General features: G+C 35.2%; 20 protein-coding genes. 4 read left to right on the top strand and 16 right to left on the bottom strand.

Annotated features, from left to right (window positions below):
* Window positions 1-98: 98 nt before the first annotated feature.
* From DFQ03_RS02920 to DFQ03_RS02905, 4 genes are all read right to left on the bottom strand, one after another.
* Complete coding sequence (locus DFQ03_RS02920) at window positions 99-908, bottom strand: DUF6503 family protein (RefSeq protein ID WP_133671525.1); 810 nt, start codon at window positions 906-908, stop codon at window positions 99-101.
* A 292-nt stretch (window positions 909-1,200) separates the two neighbouring features.
* A complete protein-coding gene (locus DFQ03_RS02915) occupies window positions 1,201-1,356 on the bottom strand; it encodes a YqaE/Pmp3 family membrane protein (protein WP_133671524.1) in 156 nt (51 codons plus the stop codon).
* 106 nt (window positions 1,357-1,462) lie between these two features.
* Window positions 1,463-1,879 (bottom strand): response regulator, encoded by a 417-nt coding sequence (locus DFQ03_RS02910; RefSeq protein ID WP_133671523.1) that lies wholly within the window; start codon window positions 1,877-1,879, stop codon window positions 1,463-1,465.
* An 11-nt stretch (window positions 1,880-1,890) separates the two neighbouring features.
* Window positions 1,891-4,155, bottom strand: a complete 2,265-nt coding sequence (locus DFQ03_RS02905) for a PAS domain-containing sensor histidine kinase (RefSeq protein WP_133671522.1) — start codon at window positions 4,153-4,155, stop codon at window positions 1,891-1,893.
* A gap of 352 nt (window positions 4,156-4,507) precedes the next feature.
* Between DFQ03_RS02905 and DFQ03_RS02900 the strand changes: the two genes are divergently transcribed.
* The 3 genes from DFQ03_RS02900 to DFQ03_RS02890 are packed head-to-tail and all read left to right on the top strand — an operon-like array spanning window position 4,508 to window position 10,467.
* Window positions 4,508-7,357 (top strand): TonB-dependent receptor, encoded by a 2,850-nt coding sequence (locus tag DFQ03_RS02900; protein ID WP_133671521.1) that lies wholly within the window; start codon window positions 4,508-4,510, stop codon window positions 7,355-7,357.
* A gap of 23 nt (window positions 7,358-7,380) precedes the next feature.
* Window positions 7,381-8,679, top strand: coding sequence for a DUF4249 domain-containing protein (locus tag DFQ03_RS02895; RefSeq protein WP_133671520.1), 1,299 nt, complete (start codon window positions 7,381-7,383; stop codon window positions 8,677-8,679).
* Between the two features lie 9 nt (window positions 8,680-8,688).
* On the top strand, window positions 8,689-10,467 hold the full coding sequence (locus DFQ03_RS02890) for a hypothetical protein (protein WP_133671519.1): 1,779 nt from the start codon (window positions 8,689-8,691) through the stop codon (window positions 10,465-10,467).
* A gap of 22 nt (window positions 10,468-10,489) precedes the next feature.
* Here the strand turns inward: DFQ03_RS02890 and DFQ03_RS02885 are convergent, their stop codons facing one another.
* The 6 genes from DFQ03_RS02885 to DFQ03_RS18985 all read right to left on the bottom strand — a co-directional run bounded on the left by DFQ03_RS02885 (window position 10,490) and on the right by DFQ03_RS18985 (window position 17,511).
* Complete coding sequence (locus DFQ03_RS02885) at window positions 10,490-11,614, bottom strand: glycerate kinase (RefSeq protein WP_133671518.1); 1,125 nt, start codon at window positions 11,612-11,614, stop codon at window positions 10,490-10,492.
* A gap of 10 nt (window positions 11,615-11,624) precedes the next feature.
* Complete coding sequence (locus DFQ03_RS18995; RefSeq protein ID WP_243834403.1) at window positions 11,625-11,777, bottom strand: hypothetical protein; 153 nt, start codon at window positions 11,775-11,777, stop codon at window positions 11,625-11,627.
* 8 nt (window positions 11,778-11,785) lie between these two features.
* On the bottom strand, window positions 11,786-13,225 hold the full coding sequence (locus tag DFQ03_RS02880) for a sodium:solute symporter family transporter (protein ID WP_243834402.1): 1,440 nt from the start codon (window positions 13,223-13,225) through the stop codon (window positions 11,786-11,788).
* 120 nt (window positions 13,226-13,345) lie between these two features.
* Window positions 13,346-14,659 (bottom strand): MGH1-like glycoside hydrolase domain-containing protein, encoded by a 1,314-nt coding sequence (locus tag DFQ03_RS02875; RefSeq protein ID WP_133671517.1) that lies wholly within the window; start codon window positions 14,657-14,659, stop codon window positions 13,346-13,348.
* 176 nt (window positions 14,660-14,835) lie between these two features.
* The gene (locus tag DFQ03_RS18990; RefSeq protein WP_243834401.1) at window positions 14,836-16,329 is read right to left on the bottom strand and encodes a TonB-dependent receptor domain-containing protein; all 1,494 of its coding nucleotides are present in this window, start codon (window positions 16,327-16,329) and stop codon (window positions 14,836-14,838) included.
* Window positions 16,330-16,350: 21 nt separating this feature from the next.
* Entirely contained in the window at window positions 16,351-17,511 is a 1,161-nt protein-coding gene (locus DFQ03_RS18985; RefSeq protein ID WP_243834400.1) for a carboxypeptidase-like regulatory domain-containing protein, read from the bottom strand.
* Window positions 17,512-17,706: 195 nt separating this feature from the next.
* Between DFQ03_RS18985 and DFQ03_RS02865 the strand changes: the two genes are divergently transcribed.
* Complete coding sequence (locus tag DFQ03_RS02865) at window positions 17,707-18,732, top strand: LacI family DNA-binding transcriptional regulator (protein ID WP_133671516.1); 1,026 nt, start codon at window positions 17,707-17,709, stop codon at window positions 18,730-18,732.
* 15 nt (window positions 18,733-18,747) lie between these two features.
* On the opposite strand, the gene DFQ03_RS02860 is transcribed toward DFQ03_RS02865, so the two are convergent.
* The 6 genes from DFQ03_RS02860 to DFQ03_RS02835 all read right to left on the bottom strand — a co-directional run bounded on the left by DFQ03_RS02860 (window position 18,748) and on the right by DFQ03_RS02835 (window position 24,470).
* On the bottom strand, window positions 18,748-20,289 hold the full coding sequence (locus tag DFQ03_RS02860) for an acyl-CoA carboxylase subunit beta (protein ID WP_133671515.1): 1,542 nt from the start codon (window positions 20,287-20,289) through the stop codon (window positions 18,748-18,750).
* Between the two features lie 27 nt (window positions 20,290-20,316).
* Complete coding sequence (gene accC / locus DFQ03_RS02855; protein WP_133671514.1) at window positions 20,317-21,789, bottom strand: acetyl-CoA carboxylase biotin carboxylase subunit; 1,473 nt, start codon at window positions 21,787-21,789, stop codon at window positions 20,317-20,319.
* A gap of 90 nt (window positions 21,790-21,879) precedes the next feature.
* Window positions 21,880-22,359 carry a biotin/lipoyl-containing protein gene (locus DFQ03_RS02850; protein ID WP_133671513.1) on the bottom strand — a complete coding sequence of 160 codons (480 nt, stop codon included), beginning with the start codon at window positions 22,357-22,359 and terminating at the stop codon, window positions 21,880-21,882.
* Between the two features lie 655 nt (window positions 22,360-23,014).
* Complete coding sequence (locus DFQ03_RS02845; RefSeq protein WP_133671512.1) at window positions 23,015-23,458, bottom strand: hypothetical protein; 444 nt, start codon at window positions 23,456-23,458, stop codon at window positions 23,015-23,017.
* Between the two features lie 131 nt (window positions 23,459-23,589).
* Window positions 23,590-24,024, bottom strand: a complete 435-nt coding sequence (locus DFQ03_RS02840) for a JAB domain-containing protein (protein ID WP_133671511.1) — start codon at window positions 24,022-24,024, stop codon at window positions 23,590-23,592.
* 53 nt (window positions 24,025-24,077) lie between these two features.
* Window positions 24,078-24,470: a hypothetical protein gene (locus DFQ03_RS02835; RefSeq protein WP_133671510.1), complete on the bottom strand. Its 393-nt coding sequence runs from the start codon at window positions 24,468-24,470 to the stop codon at window positions 24,078-24,080.
* Between the last annotated feature and the right edge of the window lie 176 nt (window positions 24,471-24,646).

The following is a 24,646-nucleotide window of genomic DNA, read 5'->3' as shown; positions in this document are numbered from 1 at the left end:
AGTTTAATTAAAAAAAAGTTTGTTTTATGTGTATTGAAAATGTGTCAAACACATTCTTTCAAAGATACGATAAGTAAATTGTGTTCTATAAAAAGATCCTATTCTAATACTTCACCAGCATTAAGGTTTCGAACATCTTCAGTTTCTATTCTAGACAACTCTTTCAGCTCTTCTTTTTCAAAAAGGGCTGGAAGTTCTTTTAGCGGAGTACCAATGGGAGCTTCCCAATTAATGTAATCTTGAAAACGAATACCGTCAATAGTTCTTGGGTTATATGCACTTCTAAAACGTACACCACCATCATTAGTGCTATAACTGTACGCTAAATAATTTATATAGTTCGATTTCTTATTTACCCAATACATAAAAATATCATCATGATCTTTACCGCCATCTTCTTTACCAAAAGTCACCCTAATTACATCATAATCTTCACCTTTGATAACAGTTTCACCAACATCTTCTTTGTGCACCGCTTTATCATTCAATTTATGTGGTAGTGTGGCGAAATAAATCACTGAATTTAGAGCATTACTATATTTTGCAATATCTTTTTCTGACAGAATAACCACTTTTTCATCTTTGGTTCTAGTAAACTTCCCATTTTGTAAATTATCTTTAATACTATTACCAATACTATCCTTAAAAGTTACGGTATACGTGTAACCGTCAGCATTATCAAACATGTATACTTTATTTCTAAATACAAATTCATATTTGGCACTATCATAGAGGCTTCCGCCATGTGCTTTAATCGCATTTTGCACTATCGACTCAGCGCTTTCTCTATTAAATTCTTCCGCAGATTTTACACTTTGTCCTTCGCTACTTTTCTCCTTATCAACATCTTTACAACCTACAACCGATAAAAAAATGACCCCGATAACAATACTTAAAAACTTATTCATATTATAAATAATAAAATTAAAGATGAATGATAGGTAACAATTTCAAATCTATTGATTAATAAAACAATAGTCGAATGAGATAGATGTACCTAACGCACCAAAGTTATTATATAAAAGAACGGCTTAGCAGCGGGTATATCATAATTATTGTTAAGAAGAAACTGATTTTCGAATGCAGAACGATTGATTAGCTTTAAAAAGAAACCGCGCCAACCATCCAATTATGTTGAAAGTTAGCGCGGTTTACTTGTCTTTGCCAAAATTAATATAAGCAAGACCTTGCGTGATAAAACTATTCTTGATTAACGACAAAAGCATGAATTACGCCTGGTAACCATGCTAACATGGTCAATAGTATACTAATTAGTAATGTTGTACCAATACCGTGTTTTAAAAAAACAGCTAATGGTGGTAATAATATATTTAAAATTATTGTGAGTAAAGACATATTTTTAATTTTTAGATTCAATCAAAAATACTAGAGTTAAGCTGTTTAGCTTAACTCCATTCAATAGTATAATGACCTAAAAACAATAAAATACTGCCTCGATGTTTTAATTATTTCGATCCTCTAATAAGTCTTCAATAATTGTTTTTAATCTATTTAAACCAATTGGTTTTACAATATAATCTGAAATAGCACTTATTTTCCTTGCCCTTTCGATATCTACAGGATCTAATGAAGAGGATACCATATAAATAGTAATCTTTTTACCTACTCTAGGTTTTATTTTCACGTATTCTTCCATGAACTGAAATCCGTCCATAACTGGCATATCAATATCCAAAAAAATAACATCTGGAAAAACAGAATCTTGATCAAGATTATTTAGCATAAAATCTATAGCCTCTTCACCGTCTGAAAATGACATAATCTCCATTGGTAATTTAGTCGATTCTAGTGCTTTAACCATTGTAAAACGATAGATTGAATCATCATCAACAATACATGTTTTTAGAAAATTATTCATAGTAAGCTTCATTAAAAAATTATTGTAAAAGTTGTGCCAACATTAACCTCACTAATTGCGGTAATAGTACCGCCCATTGATTCAACTTGAGTTTTTGTTAAAAATAGACCAACACCTTTTGCATCTGGGTGTCTATGAAAAACTTTGTTAAGTCCGAATAATTTATGACCGTGTCTTTCAAGATCAATACCCAATCCGTTGTCTTTAAATGTAATGATATTTCTACCATTCTTAACCTTAGACTGTACTATTATTTCTGGTGCCCTGTCTTTTGCTTTGTATTTTATGGCATTCCCAATTAAATTAAGGAAAATACTTTCCATATATAGTTTATTATAAGCAATAATTGACACTTCTTTAAAATCTCCTTTTATAACAGCACCCGAAGTTAAGATTACACCACTTAATGTTTGGGTCGTATTTTCAAAAATTTGATTTAAATCTACTCTTTCCAGTTCTTCTTGAGCATCACTAATTTTAGTTTTTAATGCCTCTATCAATGTATTCAATGTTAGAGTAAGGCGATCAACAACAGTATCGAACTTACCGAATATGTCTAAGCGTTCTTCATCATCATCTGAAAGCTTATAAATCTCCATTAACGAGTTTAAATTAGCTACCGGTGCTCTTAAATTATGCGAGGTAATGTGTGTAAAATCTGCAAGTTGTTTATTCTGATATGATAGTTTTTGTGCTACTGCTTCCAAATCTTCCTTAGCATTAATCAGTTTATTTTCTGCTTTTTTAAATTCGGTTACATCTTGGCAAGTACCGACCATTTCAACTGCTTCGCCATTTTGATTTGAAATGACATTTGCAATAATCTTTATAGTTTTGATATTGCCAGTAAAAGTTATGATTCTGTGAGTAATATTCTTAAATTCCTGTTCCCTTTTAGCAAGTTCAAAATGCTTCAGAACCTCATCTTTATCACCATCATGAACCATTGCGAAATATGTTGCAAAATCCAACGTAAATTGTTCACCCTCGTAATCGAGAAGTGCCAAAAGATTATCCGACCAAATAGCTACATCATCTATAATATTCCACTGCCAATGACCTAATAAACTTAGACGTTCTGCAAGATTTAATAAGTCATTCTTTTTACGCAATTCATCTTTAACTTCCTTGATTTTGGTGATATCAGTAATAACTGCTATAAAACCGTCATTTAGTCCATCTTTATCTTGAATGGCTGTTAAAGATTTTAGCCCTGGGAAAGTTGATCCATCTTTTCTTTTAAAGGTCCATTGCTTAGTATTAAAAATCTTCTCATTTCGATAGTTAAAATCTGCATTATTAGAATCTCCTTTAAATTCAAGTTCCATATCTTGTTTAAAGACATTCAATTCTTCTTTCAATAGGTAAATTTCAGGCTTTTTAAACCCTATCATTTCCATTGCCGAATAACCAAGCATCTTTTCAGCTCCACTATTAAAACGATTAATTACTCCATCTTTATCCGTAGAAATTACTGCAATAGATTTTGAATTAAAAATAGCTTCTAATTCTTTGTAAGCTTTATTAAGACGTTGCTCGGTAAGCCTAAAACTACTTACATCTTGTAAAATACCATAAAATCTTGTTGGCACTCCAGATATACTTTCTACTTTACCTAAAATTTTCACCCAGATAGTATTCCCTTTTGCAGTAATCAGTTCTACATCCATATCTACAGCAGAACCATAATCAATTGCATTTTGAATTGCAATTTTAGCAGCTTGTCTATCTTCATCATATTTAAAAAATTCTAATGCAGCATCTACTGTTGGTCTAAAATCATCTACAACTTCATAGATTTCATAAGCCATCTTATTCCATAAAAGTTCTTGAGTAGAAAGATTTATCTCCCATGTCGATATACGTGCAATCTCGCTGGTATCATTTAAAATAGATTCAACACGTTTTTTCTTAAGTTCCTTTTCTTTTTGCTCTGTTATGTCACCAGTATGCATTAAAAGTCCGCCAATTTCTCCTTTAGAGTTATACCACGGTCGAACATCCCAATAAATCCATTGAGTTGTACCATCTGCACGCAGAAACGGAGCTTCGTCACAAATATTAATTTTACCATTAAGACATTCTTGATGGTCCTTTTTCCAATCATCCCCAATCTCTGGAAAAATGTCATAATGACAATGACCGATTACATCTTCTTGCTCTAGTTTGTAATCTTTTAGCCAACGTTTAGAAGCTGCCAAATACACCATATTGGTATCGAGCATTGCAATGGCTGTTGGAGTTTGTTCAATAAATATTTGGTGATGCTTTTCCAAAAGCTTGATATTATTAAGGTAATGACTCAATTTACTTATTTTAACAAGTATTTATGTTAAAAATAGTAATAAAATACTGAAATCTAATAAAACGAGAATAGTATAAATAAAAAGCAACTCTATTTGACCAATATTCATTTGAAAAACTACACTATAGGCATATATAACAATTAAAAATCGGACTTATAAAGTCATAAAATACTTGTAATAAACAGATTAAATTAGCATAATCAGATTCGTAGAACAGAGCCTTATTATTTTCATTTCTTCATATAATCAGTATAATAATTCTAAAAATCACATTTTGTGATATTATTCTTTTTCTTACCTTGTAGGAATCCAACCAACTGTCATGACCAAACTACAAAACAATAGCTGTTTTTCTCAAACAACTATTAAAGATATATTGTCTTTTGTAACCATTAGGCATTATAAAAATTTTCTGTTCACACTTTTATTTTTCATAGGGATTATTTCTGGACATTCGCAAGATTTACCGAATATTTCTGGTCAATATTACGCAACACCAATCGAAGAGGTAATTGTAGATTTTGAAAGGCAAACAGATTTTAAATTCTTTTTTCTAGATGAATGGATTAACGGAGTTACAGTTACTAAAACCTACGATAACGAGAACATAAATAATGCTTTACAATCACTCTTTGAACACACTTCGCTAAATTTTTATATTGAAAAAAACTCTAAACGCATAGTTCTTTTAGAGAATACGATAGTATATGACGTACTACCTAATGGTTTTTTTGGTAGTGAAGAAATTACTGAACAAAATACCTCTAGTCCATCAAAAAATAATGCCCCACCCCCAACATTTTATACCACCAATACTCAGGTTAAACGAAATTATGATGTGGCAAAAGTGGGCAAAAGCGACCCTAATAACTTACAAGAATCTTACAGGTTAACTGGTAGAGCTATAAATTCTAAAACCGGAGAGCCCATTCCAGATTTAACTATTCGCGTTAAAGGCTCCAACCAAATTACTGTATCCGATACTAATGGAAATTACTCTTTGGCATTGCCTGCGGGCTATAACGTGCTAAGTATACGAGCCATGGGTATTGCATCTACAGACCGTGAAGTGATTATGTATAACAATGGCAATTTAGATTTATTGATGGAAGAGGGCCTTCAACAATTGGACGAGGTAGTGGTCGAGGCAGATGCATTCAAGAATGTTGAGGAAGCTATTACAGGTAGTGAGCAAATAGATTCTGAAGAGTCTAAGAACATTCCCTTAGTATTAGGGGAAAGAGATATCTTGTCAGTCGCTAAAGCTTTGCCCGGTATTTCATCTGCTGGTGAAGGTGCTATGGGCTTAAATGTTCGTGGTGGCAAAACAGACCAAAACCTAGTTCTTTTAGATGATGCGGTTATTTATAACCCACAACACTTTTTTGGCATTTTCCAGGCACTGAACCCTTTTACGACCAAGGGCGTAGATATTTACAAAGGTGCTATCCCTGTAGAATTTGGCGGTCGCCTTTCATCTGTCTTCGATATCAGAACAAAAAACGGCAATGTAGAAAAATTCTCAGGTGAAGGCTCTATTGGTCCCGTTACCGGAAACTTGGCATTGGAAATTCCGTTAGAAAAAGAAAAATCATCTCTTATCATTGGTGGTAGAGGTGCTTATGCCGATTGGATTCTAAGGTCTTTAGATGACGAATCGTTGAGCAATAGCAACGCTTCGTTTTTTGACGGCATCGTTAAATATCACAATAAAATAAATGACAAAAATGAAGTGAAAGCGACTGCCTATTACAGCAGAGATGCTTTTAGTATCACCTCAGATTCATTATACAATTATGACAATCGTCTTTTTTCTGTGCGTTGGGACCATAGAATGAGTGATAAAACCAATAGCGCACTTATTGTCGATAATAGTAATTACGGATTCGGAATTGATTTTGACGGTGAATCGAACAGTGATTTTAAGCTTGATTACAGCATTAACGAAACCGAATTAAAATATAAGCTTCGTACAGGTCTAAACGATAAAAACACTTTAGACTATGGTATTTCAGCCAAATACTATTCCGTTAACCCTGGCAACATAGAACCAGACGGAAGCGAGTCGGACATCAGTGAATTTGCTATTGACAAAGAACAAGCTGTTGAAGGTGCATTATTTATAGGGGATGAAATTACGGTTAATGACAAACTATCTGTCAATTTAGGGGTTAGGTATGCATTTTTTGCTGCCTTGGGCGAGGCTACACAAAGAACTTATGATGAAGGTATGCCAAAGAATGAATCTACCGTTCAAGACACCATAGCCTATTCTAGTGGTGAAAATATAAAGACCTATGGCGGACCAGAGGCCAGAGTATCCGTTAGATATTTATTTACTCCAGATTTTTCGGTAAAAGCCAGTCTAAATAACTCCTATCAGTTTTTACATACCCTTTCTAACAATACCACAATTTCACCTATTGACACTTGGAAGCTTTCTGATTTAAATATTGATGCTCAAAAAGGCTATCAAGCTTCTCTTGGCTTCTATAAAAATTTTAAGGAAAACGAGTACGAACTAAGTATTGAAGGGTATTACAAGAAGATGGAAAATGTACTAGATTTTAAAACTGGTGCCAACCTCTTCTTAAATGAAAATGTAGAAACACAGGTATTACAGGGTGATGGAAAGGCGTACGGAGTAGAATTTTTATTGAAAAAGAAAAGCGGTGATTTAAACGGATGGTTGAGTTACACCTACTCTAGATCTTTGTACCGTTTTGATAGTGAATTTAGTGAGGAGCGAATTAACAACGGGGAATTTTTTCCTTCCAACTTTGATAAGCCCCATGATGTAAGTGTTATTACCAACTATCGTTTTACAAAGCGATATAGTATATCTGCAAACTTTGTGTACCAAACCGGTAGACCTATTACTTATCCTGTAGGTACATTTAGATTCAATAACGCGGATTTTGTTGCTTTTAGCGATAGAAATAAATTTAGAATTCCAGATTTTTATCGTCTAGATCTGGGTTTGAACATAGAAGGAAATCACAAGAAAAATAAACTGGCACATAGTTTTGTGACCATATCTGTCTATAATGTTTTAGGAAGAAACAACCCATATTCGGTATTTTTTGTCACCGATAACGGCGAGGTAAAGGCGCTACAGAGTTCCATATTTTCAATTCCTATACCTTCCATTACTTATAATTTCAAATTTTAAAGAATAGAACAAAATTACTATAAATGAAAAAGTTAATTCTATTTATAATTTGCATTTCCACTTTAGCCTCATGTATTGAAGAAGTTGATTTGGGTATAGCCGCAGATGATGAAATCTTAAAAATATTAATTGTTGAGGCCGTTCTTACCAACGAGCTAAAAAACCATACGGTAGCATTAAGCAGAATGGACACTTTGGTAGACTTAGGTATAGACTCCGTTTACAACCCTTACACACCCATACGAGATATTAATAGAGATTTGGTACGCTATGAAACCAATGCTACGGTTTCAATTGAAAACAGTAATGGCACCACATATTCTTTTAATGAAGCCAGTCCGGGTATTTATGAATCCGAAATTGAATTTGCTGCTGAAATGGGAAATTCATATCAGTTGAACATAATAACCTCCGATGGCAAAACATACACTTCTTCCAACATGGAAATTGAAGGTTTGGCAAGTATTTCAAATATATATGCGAAAAAAACTACCAGTGAATCTGGCGCAGAAGGTATTGGGATTTTTGTGGACAACAATGTAGAAACGGGATCCGTTCAGAACTTACGCTATACTTATAATGAAACGTATAAAATTATAGCCCCTAATTGGTCACCTAATGAATTTAAATTGACAAATTATGAACCCTGCGCTTTACCAGAAGTAACTTATGACCTTGAAATTGTTGAACGAGAAGAAGAACAACAGGTTTGTTATGGAAATAACCTTTCTAATACCATTATACAAACACAACAAAGCAGTTTAAATAGCAACGTTCAAAAATTTATGGTCAGGTTTTTAGATCAACAGAATTTCATAATAAGCCATAGATACAGTATCGAAGTATCTCAACTGGTATCCAGTTCTGCATCTTATAGTTTTTATAACCAACTGAACAGTTTTAGTCAATCGGGCAATATATTTTCACAGATACAACCAGGGTTTTTAGAGGGTAATATATCATCAGACGATGGCATACAGGGCACTGTCATAGGTTTTTTTGATGTAGTATCTGTTTCAAAAAGTAGGGTGTTTTTCAACTATAACGATTTTTATCCAGAAGAAGAATTACCCCCGTATCCTTTTAATTGCAGTGAATTGACCGCACCGGAATCTCATGTCTCCTTTTGTTTTAGTGGTCCCAGAGGACCAAACCCTTGTCCACAATCCATTATTCAACAAGTGGATCTTGATTTAATAAGTTATGTAAAGCCAAATTTTAATGACGGTCAATGTGATGGTCCGCACATCTTCGTTCCCAAAGTTTGCGGAGATTGCACGGTACTGGGTAGTAATATAAAACCAGATTTTTGGGTAGAATAAACTCTGATTATGAAAACAAATCAAATTATAGCAATTATTGTACTATTGACCACATGCATAGTTCATGCCCAATATGTCATCAAAGACGGAACTGACCTTTTAAACCTAAAAAAGGTTCCTCAAGAGAAAGCATATATTGATCATAACGGTCCTCTGGTACTTTCTGGTGAGTATTTATATTACTCTATTCACTGTTTTAATGCCCAAACCAATAACCCTACCAATATAAGTACAGTTGGGTATGTAAGCCTCGTCAACGAAGCAAGAGAGTACGTTTTTGAACATAAAGTAAAACTGAACAAAGGTCATGGCTATGGCGACTTTTTTATCACGACCGATATGCCATCAGGTAGATATAAACTTTTAGGCTACACCCAGTGGATGAAAAATTCCGGTATATCGCAGGTTTTTAAAGACGATATAATCATTATCAACCCATATTTAGCCGATCAAGCTCCATTATTGAATAAAACACCACCTAACGTAGAAAAAAACACTTTAGAAAAAATATCAGTTTCAGACTCATCGATTATTACACTAAAAACTCCAAAAGCATCGTATCTCCCTAGAGAAAAAGTGAACTTATCCATAAAAAATTACAAAGGAGCTTTAGGACATGGTTCATATACCTTAAAAGTGAAAAGAAAAGAAGAAATAGATGTTCCGTCCGCATTAAATTCCATTACATATGGCAATGCCTACTTCAATGCAGACAAGGAAATCAAACAAACTATTGGTGATAGCATCTTCTTGCCTGAACAACGAGGAGAACTAGTTTACGGCACCGTAACAAACGCTAACTCAGGATTACCTGCTGAGAACCTTCCCGTTGTAATTTCTATTCCCGGAAAGGAATCTTTATTGAAGTTTTCAAAAACCGACCAAAATGGAAATTTCTATTCTTACATACGCAAAGACCGTAAAAATCCAATGGCGGTAATACAGGTTGCAGATCAAAGCGAAACGTATACTATAGAGAAAGGTAAACCTAGTCATATTGACCTAACCGAACTATCATTCGCAAATTTCAGGTTATCAAAAGAGCTAGCCGATTATATTACCGGCAGGAGTGTATTGAACCAAATAGAAAATCAGTTCTTTGGTGCAAAACCAGATTCTATTTTACAAAGCAATCCCATAGATATTTTTAATGGGGGTATACCAGAAGTCATCGTTCTAGATGAATACACGCGTTTCCCAACCCTTGAGGAAACATTGATAGAAGTTGTAAACTTTGCAGGCTTTAGAAAAGCGAATACCAGTGACACCTATATAAGAATCGGTCAAGATTTTAAATCTTATGATGAAGAATATAATGACTTCCCAGCCATAGTTTTAATAGACGGGGTATTCATACCTCATCATGAACAAATAAGAACCTATGATGCTCGAAATATTGAAAAAATAAGCTTGACAAGAGATCAATTTCGTTTAGGTCAAAAAGAATATCAAGGTATAATTTCCATTGAAACTTTTGAAGGTGATTTTCTAGAAACCTATACATCTAAAAATAGTTTAGTAGTTCCTTTTCGGCAACCCGTAGCCAAAAAGAACTATTTTATACAATCTTATCAGTCAGAAGATGATTCTTATGATAGAATTCCAGATTATAGAAGAATGCTATTCTGGAAACCAACCTTCAACATCAGTGATAGCGATTATCAGTTTGAATTTTTCACCTCTGATCTAGAAGGTACCTATGAGATTATACTGAACGGGTTTACAACGTATGGTAAGCCTTTAACAATAATTAAGGAAATTGAAGTAACAGACAAAAATTTAAATTAATGTTCTAAGTATAATTTCAAAACTATTTAATCAGACTTGCAAAATTAAAGGTAGCGTTTACAAGATTTTCTCTACTATTTTCCATGGCTTCTTTTAGAGTAGAAATGCCTCTTACAATGGAAGAAACATAGGCGAGTCCGAATTTTTGTTGCTGCGTCACGCTTATACTTACCGATCCACAAAGTGCAGCAACGGGTATATTCTGTTGTTTGGCAGATTTCATAACTCCATCTATAGTCTTACCAGAAAGCGTTTGCTCATCTAACTGACCTTCACCGGTAATAATCCAATCTGCTCCCTTAATGGCATTATCAAAATCTGCCAATTCTTTTACCAAATTATTCCCGGAAATTAATTCGCCTTTTAGAAAAACATGGGCACCGCCACCAACACCACCGGCTGCACCGGCGCCACTTACTTTTTGTAAATCTATTTTATAGCAATTTTTAATAATTTCGGCAAAGTTGCACAAACCCTGGTTTAGAAATATAATCTCATTTTCAGAAGCACCTTTCTGCGCACCATAAATATAAGCGGCACCTTGAAGCCCGTAAAAAGGATTGGTAACATCACATGCCACTTTTACGGTTATCTTGTCAAGTTGTGGGTGTTTACTGGAATCATCAATTGTTTTAACCTCAGAGAGATTTTTACCAACAGGTGACAATTCTTGTCCTTCCTCATCTAAAAATCGATATCCCAAAGCATTTGCCATGCCCATACCACCATCATTGGTAGCACTACCACCAATACCTAAAATAATTTCTAAAGCACCTTTTTCCAATGCATCAAAAATAAGTTCTCCTGTGCCCGAAGTTGAAGTTTCCATACAGTTTTGTTCATCTTCGGAAAGCAATTTTAATCCTGATGCTTCAGCCATTTCTATGTAGGCGATTTTTGTTACGTCAGAATATAAATAGGAAGCATTGATGGGTCTAAAAAGCGGGTCGTTTACCGTAACTGCAACCTTTTCTCCTTTTATATAATGTTTTGCGACTTCCATTGTACCATCACCACCATCAGCCAATGGTCTTTTTAAAATTTCGGCATCTTTGAACACCATTCGGAGTCCTTCCTCTACGGCATCGCAAAATTCGAAACCGGTTAAGGAGCCTTTAAACTTATCTGGTGCTATTACAAATTTCATCGTTGTAAGATTAATTTAAAATATTCGGTAATGCAACACTGAACGCTACAATGGCTACAAAATAAGCAATCAATATCAACACTTCTTTTTTACCTGAATAGTATGCTACTTTTAACCCTTCGTTTACCGTTCTCTTAACGGTGTAGCTCACCGCTAGTGCCACCAATACCGTTACCAAGCAACCCAGCGCATTCCACCAGAACCAGAAAACTTGTGGTACGTATAGCCATAAATATTAAATAATACACCTACCACTATACCAATATTCGCACCAAGTGCATGCCTTTTCTTCGTAAGAATCGCTAAAATGAAAGCAGCCAAAATAGGACCATAGAAAACAGAACTTATTTTATTGATTACTTCTATAACCGTACCTTCAATATTACCTGCAAAAAACGCAAAGAACAGACATACTAGACCCCAAAAAATGGATAAGAGTTTTGAATAGGTCATGTATTTTTTATCGGGCATGTTTGGGTTGAACCTTTTTACGAAGTCTTCCATCGTTACGGCAGAAAGTGAATTTACCGTTGAACTTAAAGTTGACATTACTACCGACATAATAGCTACAATCAATATACCGATAATACCATTAGGCAAATATTTTATTATAAAAACCGGCACCATTAAATCTGCCTTTTTACCTGCTAGAGAGCCAATATTCGCTTGATAAACAGTTTCCATTTGCTCTTGAAAAGTTACATCTTGCAATAATAACGTACCCAACACAAGACCCATTATACAGTAAGTTAATGTAAACGGAAAACGAAGTAATCCGTTTGCCATCATCAATTTTTTAAGGTTAGACATGCTACTTGAAGATAACAATCGTTGCGATTGGGTTTGATCTGTACCGTAATAGGACGCATATAGAAAGAATCCGCCTATGACCATGGGCCAAAATCCAAATTCATCATTTCCATCTGCATTATTAAAGCCCCATTTACTAAAGTCTACCGCTGTAATTCTATCGGTATCCACATGAGTTAGAAAATTATCTACTCCACCAAGCTCACTAAATCCGAAATACAAACAAATGATAATACCTATAAATAGAATACTCATTTGAATAACATCTCCCCAGATAACCGCTTTCATTCCGCCTTGAAAAGAATAAATCATGGTAATAAGACCAATAATTAAAATAGAGATCCAAAATTCTAATCCTATAGTAGCTTGCAAAATTAACGCCATGGTATACACCATAACCCCGGTAGCTACAGACCTACTTATTTGAAAAACAAAACTTATCAATAATCGAGAAGAAGCATCGAATCGTGTTTCTAAATATTCATAAACACTAACTATTCCTGATTTATATAACGTTGGCAATACTGCAATTAATAAAAAGGCCATAGCCAAGGGAACACCTAATTCATAGGTTAGCCATTGCATACCACCACCATCTTTTAGGCCAACAAATGCAGGAGCCGATATAAAGCTGATAGCAGATAATTGGGTAGCCATTGCAGACAAGCTTAAAGGCAACCATGATGTTTTACGACCACCTAAGAAGTAATCTCCACCCGTGTTATTATCCTTGAACATGAAGCCCAAACCTAAAAACCCAACTAGGTAAACAACAATAATAATGTAATCAACGTAATTCATATCCTAGTTTTAATTTTTTTAATCAAAAGGCTCACTCCAATTATACATATTATGTAAAATCCGATTAAAAAATAGTTAATGTAGTTCATTTTTAAACCTTTAAATCAATTTATAACAATACTATGGTGTATTCACCATATCAATAAACAAAGCTGCGCTCCAAGAGAAATTATTACCTCCATATCCGGTGGTGTTTTCATCACCAGTATCTTTTCTACAGTCAAAATATTCGTAGAAACCATATCTCTCGATCAGCTCTATACTATCTTTCTTTACTTGCTCGGCTACATCAAGAAAACCATAATTCTTAAGTCCTAGAAAAAGCATCCAATTCATATTAATCCAAACAGGACCTCTCCAGTATTTTCTTGGATTAAATCGATCGCTTGTAGGGTCGAATGATGCGCATAGGTACCTATCGTCTCCTCCAAATTTATCCATCATGGTATTCACCAAAACTTTAGCTCTTTCTGGCGAAGGAATATTTGCGAACAAAGGTGAAAACGATGAAGACGTAATATGTCGAATAGCTTTTTCATTCCTTAAATCATAATGCACGTAGGCACCCAGTTCAACATCAAATAACTTCTCGTTAAAACTCTTGATACTTTTAGCTTGCCAATTTAAAAGGGTCTTAATTTTTTCTTCATTACCACCAATTAATTCATATAATTCTATAAGCGCTTGATTCGATTTTATTAGCATGGCATTGAACAATGGATCTTGTACCAAAAAAGGAGACAATTCCGCTATTTTACAATCGTCATAATTATTCTGTTTAGCAATATCTATGATATACAGGTAGTGATCATACTCCCTTTTTGAAGGACGTTGAGAAGCGTCTACATGGGTGGTATCTTTTCGTACAAAATTATACTCTGGCGGATTCATTGTATCCCAGATATCATCCCAAACAGGTGAGTTGTCGGTACCAGATTCCCAGTTGTGATAGATGTAGACCAAACCTTCATCTTGGGGATCTCTATTTTCATAGAAATACACGTGATTATCAAAAACCTTATCGATTTCTTCTTTGATAAAGCTCAACATATCATCTTTATCTTCTGCAATACGATGCATTTCCTGCAACACAAAACCAGAAACTGGTGGTTGCGTCATACCTGTAGATCTATACTTTTTTGATGACAAAGGGTGCAATTCAGATTGATGAAAATCTGCTCCGGGGAAATATGAATCGTTATCCGTATGAAAAACGATATGCGGTATAAATCCGTTTCCCCATTGAGAATCTAACAATGTTCTCATTTCCGTTTTTGCCTTTTCTACATCATAATGGGCAAAACCGATAGCGATAAACCCAGAATCCCACTTCCATTGAAAAGGATACAGCCCTGCGCTTGGTATGGTAAAACCTCCGTCTTGAAAATTTGCATCTAATACTGCAATTGCCTTTTTATATAATTCTTGCTTCATATTATCTCATAAATAACCTTGGGGCTAACCCACTAGGTTTTGAATTGAAAAATAATTATCACTTCGACTCAAGCGTCGGAGCAATTAAATCTCGATTATCGAGTAAAAAAACACATTGGTAATTCTCCAACCACCAATGTGCTCATCATTTAAACTTAAACTAACAACACAAATTTTTAGAAATTGAAAGTAGCCGTTACGAACAATCTTCTAGGTAAAATTGGTCTACCTACAAAGAATTGAGATTCCGTTTGACCTGCTGAACCTGCTCTTGGGTTCCCTTCTGTAATTCCGTCACTATCAAATAAATTAAAGACCGATACCCCTAAACGAACCGAATTGTTGTTATCCTCTTTAGAGAATGTATAACCGGCACCTAATCTACCTATGGTAATAGCATCTAATTCTATATTATTGGTATCATCTGTAAACTTTGCACCAGTATAGTTAAATCCGAAATTTGCATCGAAAGCAGCATTATCATAGTATAATCCCAATCCGCCCAATAAGTTAGGCTGTCTTGCCAATTCGTTACCTACATTAGCTTCTGTAGAAGTACCGTTAACTAAATCGAAATCGATATTTTTTGTGATCTCATGGTTTTGATATGTTACATTACCACGAAGATTTAAGTACTGTGCAAGAGAATAATCTCCCGTGGCTTCAATACCTATTGTTCTTGTGTTTTGCTCTGCTCTTGTCTCATCTATTAATTGACCACCTACGATTGCTTGACGAATAGATACACGATCTTTAAGACCTACGTAATACCCTGCAACAGAACCAGAAAATTTCTCGTTACCAAATTTGGCACCCGCCTCAAATTGAATAATATTTTCAGCATCGTAAGGGCTTTCAGAAATACCAGGTACTGGAGCGAAACCTCTTAATTGTGGAAAGAAATATCCTTTAGAGAAGTTAGCATATAGATTGGTTGTTTCTGTCAATTCATATAGACCAGCTAAAGACAAGGCCCAAGCACTTGCGTTGACCTCAGTTCTTAAGAACGAACCATCTGCTGTTTGTACATCGCTAAGTTCTGTAGTAATATCTGGAGTAGAATAAACGGTTTCGCTCATAATATCACCACGACTGTTGATACCATCTGTATGTTCCCATCTAAAACCAACATCAAAACGCCATCTGTCTAAAACCATCTCATCAGTTACATAAAGTGCAAGTCTGTTTTGAGAAAGAAAATTGTTAGCTGTCTGCCCAATACGGTTATAAAGACCGCCTTGAGAATACACTACATTATTACCACTGGCATCGGTATAATTTAAGTTTACCAATTGCGGATTATTGTTGAATTCTGTCAATACTCTATACTGATAGTTAACATCCTCAGCTTCTGTACGAGCAATATAAGAACCTACAGTTATGTTGTGGTTACCACCGTTTGCTGTTTCAATAGATTTTGTCAAATTGATTTCACCAGAGTAATCTGTCATAGGGCGTAAACGATCTACATGTAAATTATCGATTACTAGGTCATTACCATTAATTTGAGAGTCTGATCCACTTTGGTAAGCTGCAGTATACCCTAAATTACCAGGAGCGATACTTTCTACATAATTATCAAGTGTAATAGGATTTCCGTTAGCACCGTTACCACCTACATAAAGAGCGAAATTATGCTTGTAATTAGCATACTTGATTTTAGAAGTCAATTTAAGATCGTCATCAAATCTTTAATTGAAATCACCCATAATATAACCACCTGTAGTTGCAACACCATCTGCAATAGGACTGTTATATGTTCCACCAGGAGTATTGAATGAAGTGTTCGCCAAGTCACCAGATAACAATTGTTCAACTGGGTTACCGTCATTACCATTTATACGCTCTCTGCTACCACCACTTAATGGTATTGGAAGGTAAAATTGTGCCTTATCGTCAATAAACTGTCCGCTTAAAGTAAAAGAACCGTTATCGAATTTCTTTTTGATGTTACCTCTAAACTGAACACCTTTTGTTGGAAGACCTACATCTATAGGACCTCTATCATGACGTACAAAACCTGTAAAAGCATAGTACGTATTAGAATCTTCACCACCTAGTTGACCACCAGAATAGAAATCTGTTTTAATTCTACCTTGGTTGGCTACTTCAATATTAATAATGTTACCAGGGTTTGTATCACCCGTTTTACTAGTGTAGTTAATAATACCTGCAACAGAACCTGCACCGTATAATACAGCTGCACCACCACGAACAAATTCAACACCTTTAAAACCTATATCAGGTCTTGCATAAACATCATGCGCCGAAGAATTTAACCCGAAAGAACTAATCAAAGGCATACCATCGTACTGCAAAGGGTTGAACACATATTGACCACCAGAAGGCAAACCTCTAACGAATATGTTACTTGCCGTTTCACCACCACCACCTTCAGCGGTAATACCCGGTACACTTCTAAGAATATCTGCCTGACTATTGGCGGATAGCTTAGTAATTTCTTTCATTTTTACAGAGCTAATAGATAAAGGAGCCTGCTTTTGAGAACGGAAAGTACTAGAAGCCGTTAAAACTACCTCATCTAATAACTGACCACCTTCTTGAAGCACAACATTTACCGTTTGTGCGGTACCGTCTAAAGTCAAAGGTTTATCTACCGATGTAAACCCTATATATGATACACGTAAAATCTGAGCACCTGTAAGGTCTGTTGAAAAAGCAAAATTACCATCAAAATCTGATGTTGTACCCCATGTACTACCTGTTATTAAAATATTAGCACCGGGAATAGGTTCTCCTGAACTGTCTGTTACGGTTCCTGAAATATCGGTCTGTGCAAAGGAGCCTGCACTGAATAGAAGTCCGATTACCGCAAAAATAATTTTCTTCATAATTTTTGAGTTTTTTTTAAGTTGAGTCGATTCAAATTATCAAATCGTTGATTATGAGACCAAATTATATGAATATAGCATTCTGTTAACCAAAAATTAACCGAATTTCAATGCAAACGTTTGTGCAAACGTTTGCAATTTATTTTGTAGTATTGTAATTACAACAAAATCATCATAATTCATTGATTTTCAATTATGAGCAAAAAGAGAAATACCACATTAAAAGAGCTATCTAAAGAATTAAGCTTATCTATTTCGACAGTTTCTAGAGCACTAAACGACCACCCAGATATTAGCCAAGACACTAAAGAAAGGGTTAGAAAGCTAGCCAAGCAAATGAATTATGTGCCCAATTTATTTGCCAGAGGATTTCGCTCTCGTGAAACTCACATACTCGGTGTAATCGTACCCAACATATCTCATTTGTTTACCTCAACTATTTTAAAGGGAATTTTGGAGGAAGCTGAACTACGCGGCTATCGTGTGATTATTTCAGAGTCAAACAATAACGAGGTCAAACAAGTAGAAATGCTAAATACCATGACACAATTTGGTGTAGATGGTGTATTGATGTCTTTGGCAAGAAAGACAACCAACGTTGAAGAAATATTAAAAATATTAAATCGCATACCTATAGTTCTGTTCGATAAAGTATCGAGTAAAATACCATGCACCCAAGTTGTTATCAATGAAGAAGAAGCGGCTTTTAATGCTGTTGAACATTTAATAGAACTGGGCAAACAACGTATTGCTATTATTAAAGAAACCGAGAACTCTTATAATTCTGAAAAAAGATTCGCTGGTTATTTAAGGGCATTAAACAAATATGGCATACCAGTGCGCGATAAGCTTATTTTAAGTACAGAAGATATTTCTTTAGGAAACGGAAGACGATTGACTAATATTCTATTAAGCATGAAGAAACGCCCTGATGCGATTTTTGCCATTACAGATAATGCAGCTATCGGAGCTATTAAGGCGCTACACAAATTCAAAGTGAAAATACCTGAAGAAATAGCTGTAGTAGGTTTTAGCAATTCCATAAACTCTACCATCGTGAGTCCGGCTTTGACCACAGTAGATCAACCCGGTGACAAAATTGGACGTACAGCGGTTCGTTTCTTAATTGAAGAAATAGAAAGCCCTACCAACGAAGTAAACACTAAAACCGTTGAAATTAAGACCAGTTTAATTGTTAGGGATTCTTCACTAATGGTTTAAAAAGGCAAGAATAGATTATAATGGAATATTGCCATGCTTCTTCTTTGGTAAAGTAGCAACTTTATTCTCGAGCATAGTATATGCTTTTATCAATTTTCTTCTGGTATCCTTTGGTAAAATAACCTCATCTATAAAACCTCTTTGCGCCGCACTATAAGGGTTTGCAAATAGTTTTGCATACTCAGCCTCTTTTTCTGCCAATTTTGCTTCTGGATCATCGGCAGCACTTATTTCTTTTCTAAAAATTATTTCACTTGCACCTTTGGCTCCCATTACCGCAATTTCTGCACCTGGCCAAGCATAATTTAAATCGGCACCAATATGTTTCGAATTCATAACATCATACGCACCCCCGTAAGCTTTTCTGGTAATTACCGTTACTTTAGGTACGGTTGCTTCACTTAAAGCATATAACAATTTTGCACCGTTGGTGATAATACCGTTCCATTCTTGATCAGTACCTGGTAAAAATCCTGGTACATCAACCAATACTAAAAGTGGAATATTGAAGCAATCACAAAACCGAGTAAAACGTGCTGCCTTTTTAGAACTATCAACGTCTAGAACACCTGCCAAACTAATGGGCTGATTAGCAACAATACCAATACTTTTACCACCTAACCTTGCAAAACCGACAACGATATTATCGGCATACGCTTCGTGAATTTCAAAGAATGAATCTTGATCTATGATTCCGTTGATAACATTACGCATATCGTAAGGCTGATTTGCATTTTCAGGAACAATATCCTCTAGTACATCACGAATTTCATTACCTGGCTCAAATGGTATATCGGTTGCTTTATCCTCGCAATTTTGAGGCATGTAACTAATCATCTGTTTAATCTGATTGATACATTGAATATCGTTAGCTGCCGTAAGATGCGTTACACCAGATTTAGTTGCATGCGTTAATGCACCACCCAGTTCTTCTGAGGTCACCTCTTCATTCGTCACCGTTTTAACAACATTTGGGCCGGTAACGAACATATAACTAGAATTCTCTACCATTAGGGTAAAATCGGTCATAGCAGGTGAATACACCGCCCCACCGGCACAAGGCCCCATTATGGCAGAGATCTGAGGAATTACTCCCGATGCCATTACATTTTTATAAAAAATATCGGCATAGCCTCCAAGCGAACGTACACCTTCCTGAATTCTGGCACCCCCACTATCATTTAAACCAATCATAGGAACACCTATCTTCATGGCCATATCCATAATTTTGCAAATTTTTTCTGCATGGGTCTCTGACAGCGCACCACCAAAAACGGTAAAATCTTGTGCAAAAACGCAAACTTGTCTCCCGTTAATAGTTCCATAACCTGTGACCACTCCGTCACCGTAAAAAACCTGTTTTTCCATACCAAAATCTTTAGTACGGTGAGTAACCAAAGCACCCATTTCTTCAAATGAGCCTTCATCTAACAAAAAATGAATACGTTCACGAGCAGTTAACTTTCCTTTGGCATGTTGTTTATCAATACGTTCTTGACCACCACCCAAATTTGCCAATGCAAGTTTCTCCGCTAGTATTTGTTTATTATCTTTCATTCTAATTTTTCAAATCAATTTGCAATTCTAAGCTCTACTCTTCTGCCAATTCGAAGATACTTTAGACGGAATTTTTAATGTTTTATCATTTTCTAAATACAACTTTAGTGCTACTAAACCTGCTATTCGTCTTTCTACAGCATATTGCTTTTCTAAATGCTCTGGAGAATAGTAATTCTTGACAAAATGTGTATTGAAATTTCCTGAAGTAAAGGCTTCATGTTCACATACAAATTTGCCAAAAGACAAGGTTGTGGAAACACCTTCCACATTATAGTTGTCAATTGCTTTTATCATTAATTGTATAGCTTCTTCCCTATTTTTTCCATAAGTAATCAACTTAGAAATCATAGGGTCATAGTAAATAGGGACCTCCATACCTTCTTCAAAACCATCATCAACGCGTATACCATCACCAACCGGAGTTTTATATGTTGATAATGTACCTATGCTCGGCATAAAATTAGCCAACGGATCTTCTGCATACACACGCACCTCAAGAGCATGACCTTTTATTTTTAAATCATCTTGGGTAAAAGATAGCTTTTCACCACGAGCTACTTTAATTTGTTGCTCGACTAAATCAATACCAGAAATTAACTCAGAAACCGGATGCTCTACTTGCAACCTCGTATTCATTTCCAAGAAATAAAAATTTTTATTTTCGTCTAGTAAAAACTCCACCGTACCTGCACCAACGTAGTCACATGCTTTTGCTACTTTGATAGCAGCTTCACCCATATTCTTTCTAATTTCCGGAGTAAGTACTGCTGAAGGAGCTTCTTCTACTACTTTTTGATGCCTTCTTTGCACACTACATTCCCGTTCAAATAAATGAACAATATTACCATGAGTATCTGCAAGTACTTGAATTTCTATATGTCTGGGCGAACCCACATATTTTTCAATAAAAACCGAACCATCGCCAAAAGCAGCTAGTGCTTCGCTGATAGCTCTATCCATTTGTTCTGGCAGATCTTTTAAGTTCTCAACCACACGCATACCTTTACCACCACCACCTGCAGAAGCTTTTATTAAAATTGGAAATCCTATTTCTTTCGCTACTTTTTCTGCTAAAGCAACATCTGTAATGGCCTCTTCTATACCTGGCACCATTGGAATGTCATAATCACGTACCGCTTCTTTTGCAGCTAGTTTATTCCCCATAACTTTAATTGCATGAGGTTTGGGCCCTATAAAGACAATACCGTTATCCTCGACCATTTGCGCAAAAACAGCATTCTCGCTTAAAAACCCGTAACCCGGGTGAATACCTTCTGCACCTGTTACCTTAGCTGCATTAATTACCTTTTCCATTACCAGATAAGATTCTGATGAAGGTGCAGGTCCTAATAAAACTGCTTCATCGGCAAATTTTACATGGGGAGAATGTCGGTCTACTTCTGAATAAACGGCAACTGTTTTAATACCCATTTTCTGGGCAGTCTTCATAATTCTTAAAGCGATTTCACCACGGTTGGCAATTAGTATTTTTTTCATTAAAACTTAATTTACTCGATAATCGAGATTTAATTCCAAACGATTTACATCTAAATTTCAAGAGTTTCCTCTTATCACTTTCGTGTTTTTCTACTCCATTTCAATAATCAGCTGTCCTTTTTCTACGGCATCGTCTTTTTTAATTTCAATAGATTTTACTGTCCCCTCACCTTGCGCCAGGATAATATTTTCCATTTTCATAGCAGACAAGACGAATAACGGAGTGCCTTCTACTATCTCTTGACCAACCTTGACCATCACATCTACAATTAAGCCGGGCATTGGAGCTTTTACTTCATTGAGTTTATGACTGGTAACAGCCAGCAATCCCATTTTTTTGACTTGCTGATCGTATTTATCTTCAAGTTTAACCTCATATATATTTCCGTTAATTGAAAGTGAAATGGTCTTGTTCAAAAAATCGGAATGAAGTATTTCTACCTCAAAAGCCCTATTCTTATCCAAAACATGAAGTGTTTTTGCATCAACTTTAATACTATCTAAAATGGCAACATCGTTACTGTTGCAGTGTAGTTCTTCTTCGTTTACGGTAATTAAATAGTTTGACATATTTTATATAATAAAAACAATAGGAGTGTATACCAAAGATATTGAAAAAGATTGGCGATATATTTTACCAAATAGAAAAGACGTTATCTACTTTAGAATATTAAAAAGTAGGATACCTATAATATTAAATGGGGCACCGAATCGAATACCTAATTTTAATTAAAAACTGGAAAAGTAGATTTTATAGAAAAAAGTAAAAGTACATGACAAACTAGCGCAAACCAGCCTCAATATTGACCAAAAACAAAAAATCCAACCTAAATAAATAGATTGGATTTCGCTTTTTGCTCCCCCTCTTGGGCTCGAACCAAGGACCCTCTGATTAACAGTCAGATGCTCTAATTATCTAATTTTCAATCAGTCGCAACTTGCAATAACTTCCAATGGCACCTTTACAATAAGTATGTACTCCTTTTTCTACACCTTTTAAATACTTTTTTATATCAAAAAAAGCTTTTAAAAATTATATTCAAAACTCAAAAGTAAAACCTAGATTTCTTCGAGAATTTTCAAAACTCTACACTATAACCGTTATATACCTTTACCCGAATTCTATATATTTATCCAAAATTCGTTGCAAACTTATATATAGAAAAGCAGACTAAATCGGATAATCTGAAATCTTAAACTATTATATTAACTCCGATATTGAAACTTACACACAAGACCAATATACTTCCTTAAATTTCAAAAGGTGTTTAATTTCCTCTCTTGGCAGAATAACTTCGGCAGTAACATAAGGATCTTTTTGGATTGCAATTTTAACCCTCTCTTCCAATAAAAAAATGTTCTCTCCTAAGCTACTGTAGTTATTGAGCCATCGTTTGTGAAAACCTTTATCTCCTTTCATATTTTCATACTCCAAGAGTGCATTAACAAACATATCTTCTTGTTCTAACAATTGACCTACCTGCCAAACTCTATAATACGTTTCTGCAAAAATGCAGTCGTCATTTCTAGTCTCGCACACACAAGGAAATACATGTGTGCGCTTATCTTTAAGCCACCTACTCCATTTATAGCACTCTGTCTTTTTAATGGAAGAACAAAGCTTATGGTGATTAGCTTTTAACCAATCTTGAGTTTTTCTTATTTTCAAAGCTTCTTTTTCTAAGTTAACTTTTGCCTTAAAATTAATTTACGCTATTAATACCTATCTGTAAATTAGTTCAGGCTTAGATTTACCTATAAATATAGATGTTAAACGTTACCGCACGCTTTCGTGAAAAATTAAAGTTGACAGTTATCTGCAAAACTATAGTAGTCATCTTTGGTAACAATTAAATGGTCCAACAGTACCATATCTACTTGTTTAGATGCATTTTTTATCTTGTCAGTCAACGTAATATCTGCTTTACTTGGTTTTAAGTTACCGCTAGGATGGTTATGTACAAGTACAATATTAGATGCCACACATTTCAGCGCAACACTCAATAGTAATTTCACATCTACAAATGCACCAGAAACTCCTCCTTTGGCTAGTTCATAAACACCTAACAGTTGGTTGTTTCTATTTAGAAGAATAACTTTTACTTCTTCTTGCAGTTCAATGGTATCTGCATTCCAATTGGCACGTACCATTTTATATAACATACTACTGTTGTTGTAGCTAACCACACTTACTTTTTTTGGTCTGTAAGAAACCTTTATCTCCGATATATTCATAATAGAAAAAAATAAAAAGTCACCACCATTAACTTATGGCAGTGACTTTGCAGTTAAACTAATTCATGTACTCCATTAGTACTAAAGGTACTTATCTCAGCCTCTAATTGCTCTGTAGGAGACTTTTCAATCTTCTTTGGTTCTGGTGCATCTTCTGGTAAGTATGCCCACCTATGCGCCAATGTAATTTCCTCTCCAGTTTCTTTAATAACGTACTGGTATGGTTCACATTCTTCCTTTACAATTCTACCCGGCATTTCTGTTCCTGTTAATGCATGGCAGGTAGCTTCATCAAAAGTAGATGAAATGAAAGCTCTCTTTGCGGTAGCATAATACCTGTTGGTAATTTGGCTTAATACCATTTCTATACCTCCTTGCAATTCTAATAAAAAGAAAGGAGTTCCCTCCTCGTTCTCTCTTTCCTTGTAACCAATAATTCTAACCATTGTTTTTAATTTTTTGAATTGAATACTTCCCTACAAGACCATAGATTCATCCAGCAAAATAACCTCAGCTATCACCTTGAGCAATTTATTTCTGTCCGTGAAAAAAGCTATTAATCTTAAAAGGGGGCGGGGTGTTTCCCAACCTTAACTTGGGTGCGGGTCTTGCGAGGGGGTAG

The organism is Maribacter caenipelagi, from assembly GCF_004364175.1.
GTDB lineage: Bacteria > Bacteroidota > Bacteroidia > Flavobacteriales > Flavobacteriaceae > Maribacter > Maribacter caenipelagi.
This window is presented reverse-complemented; position numbering and strand designations above follow the sequence as displayed.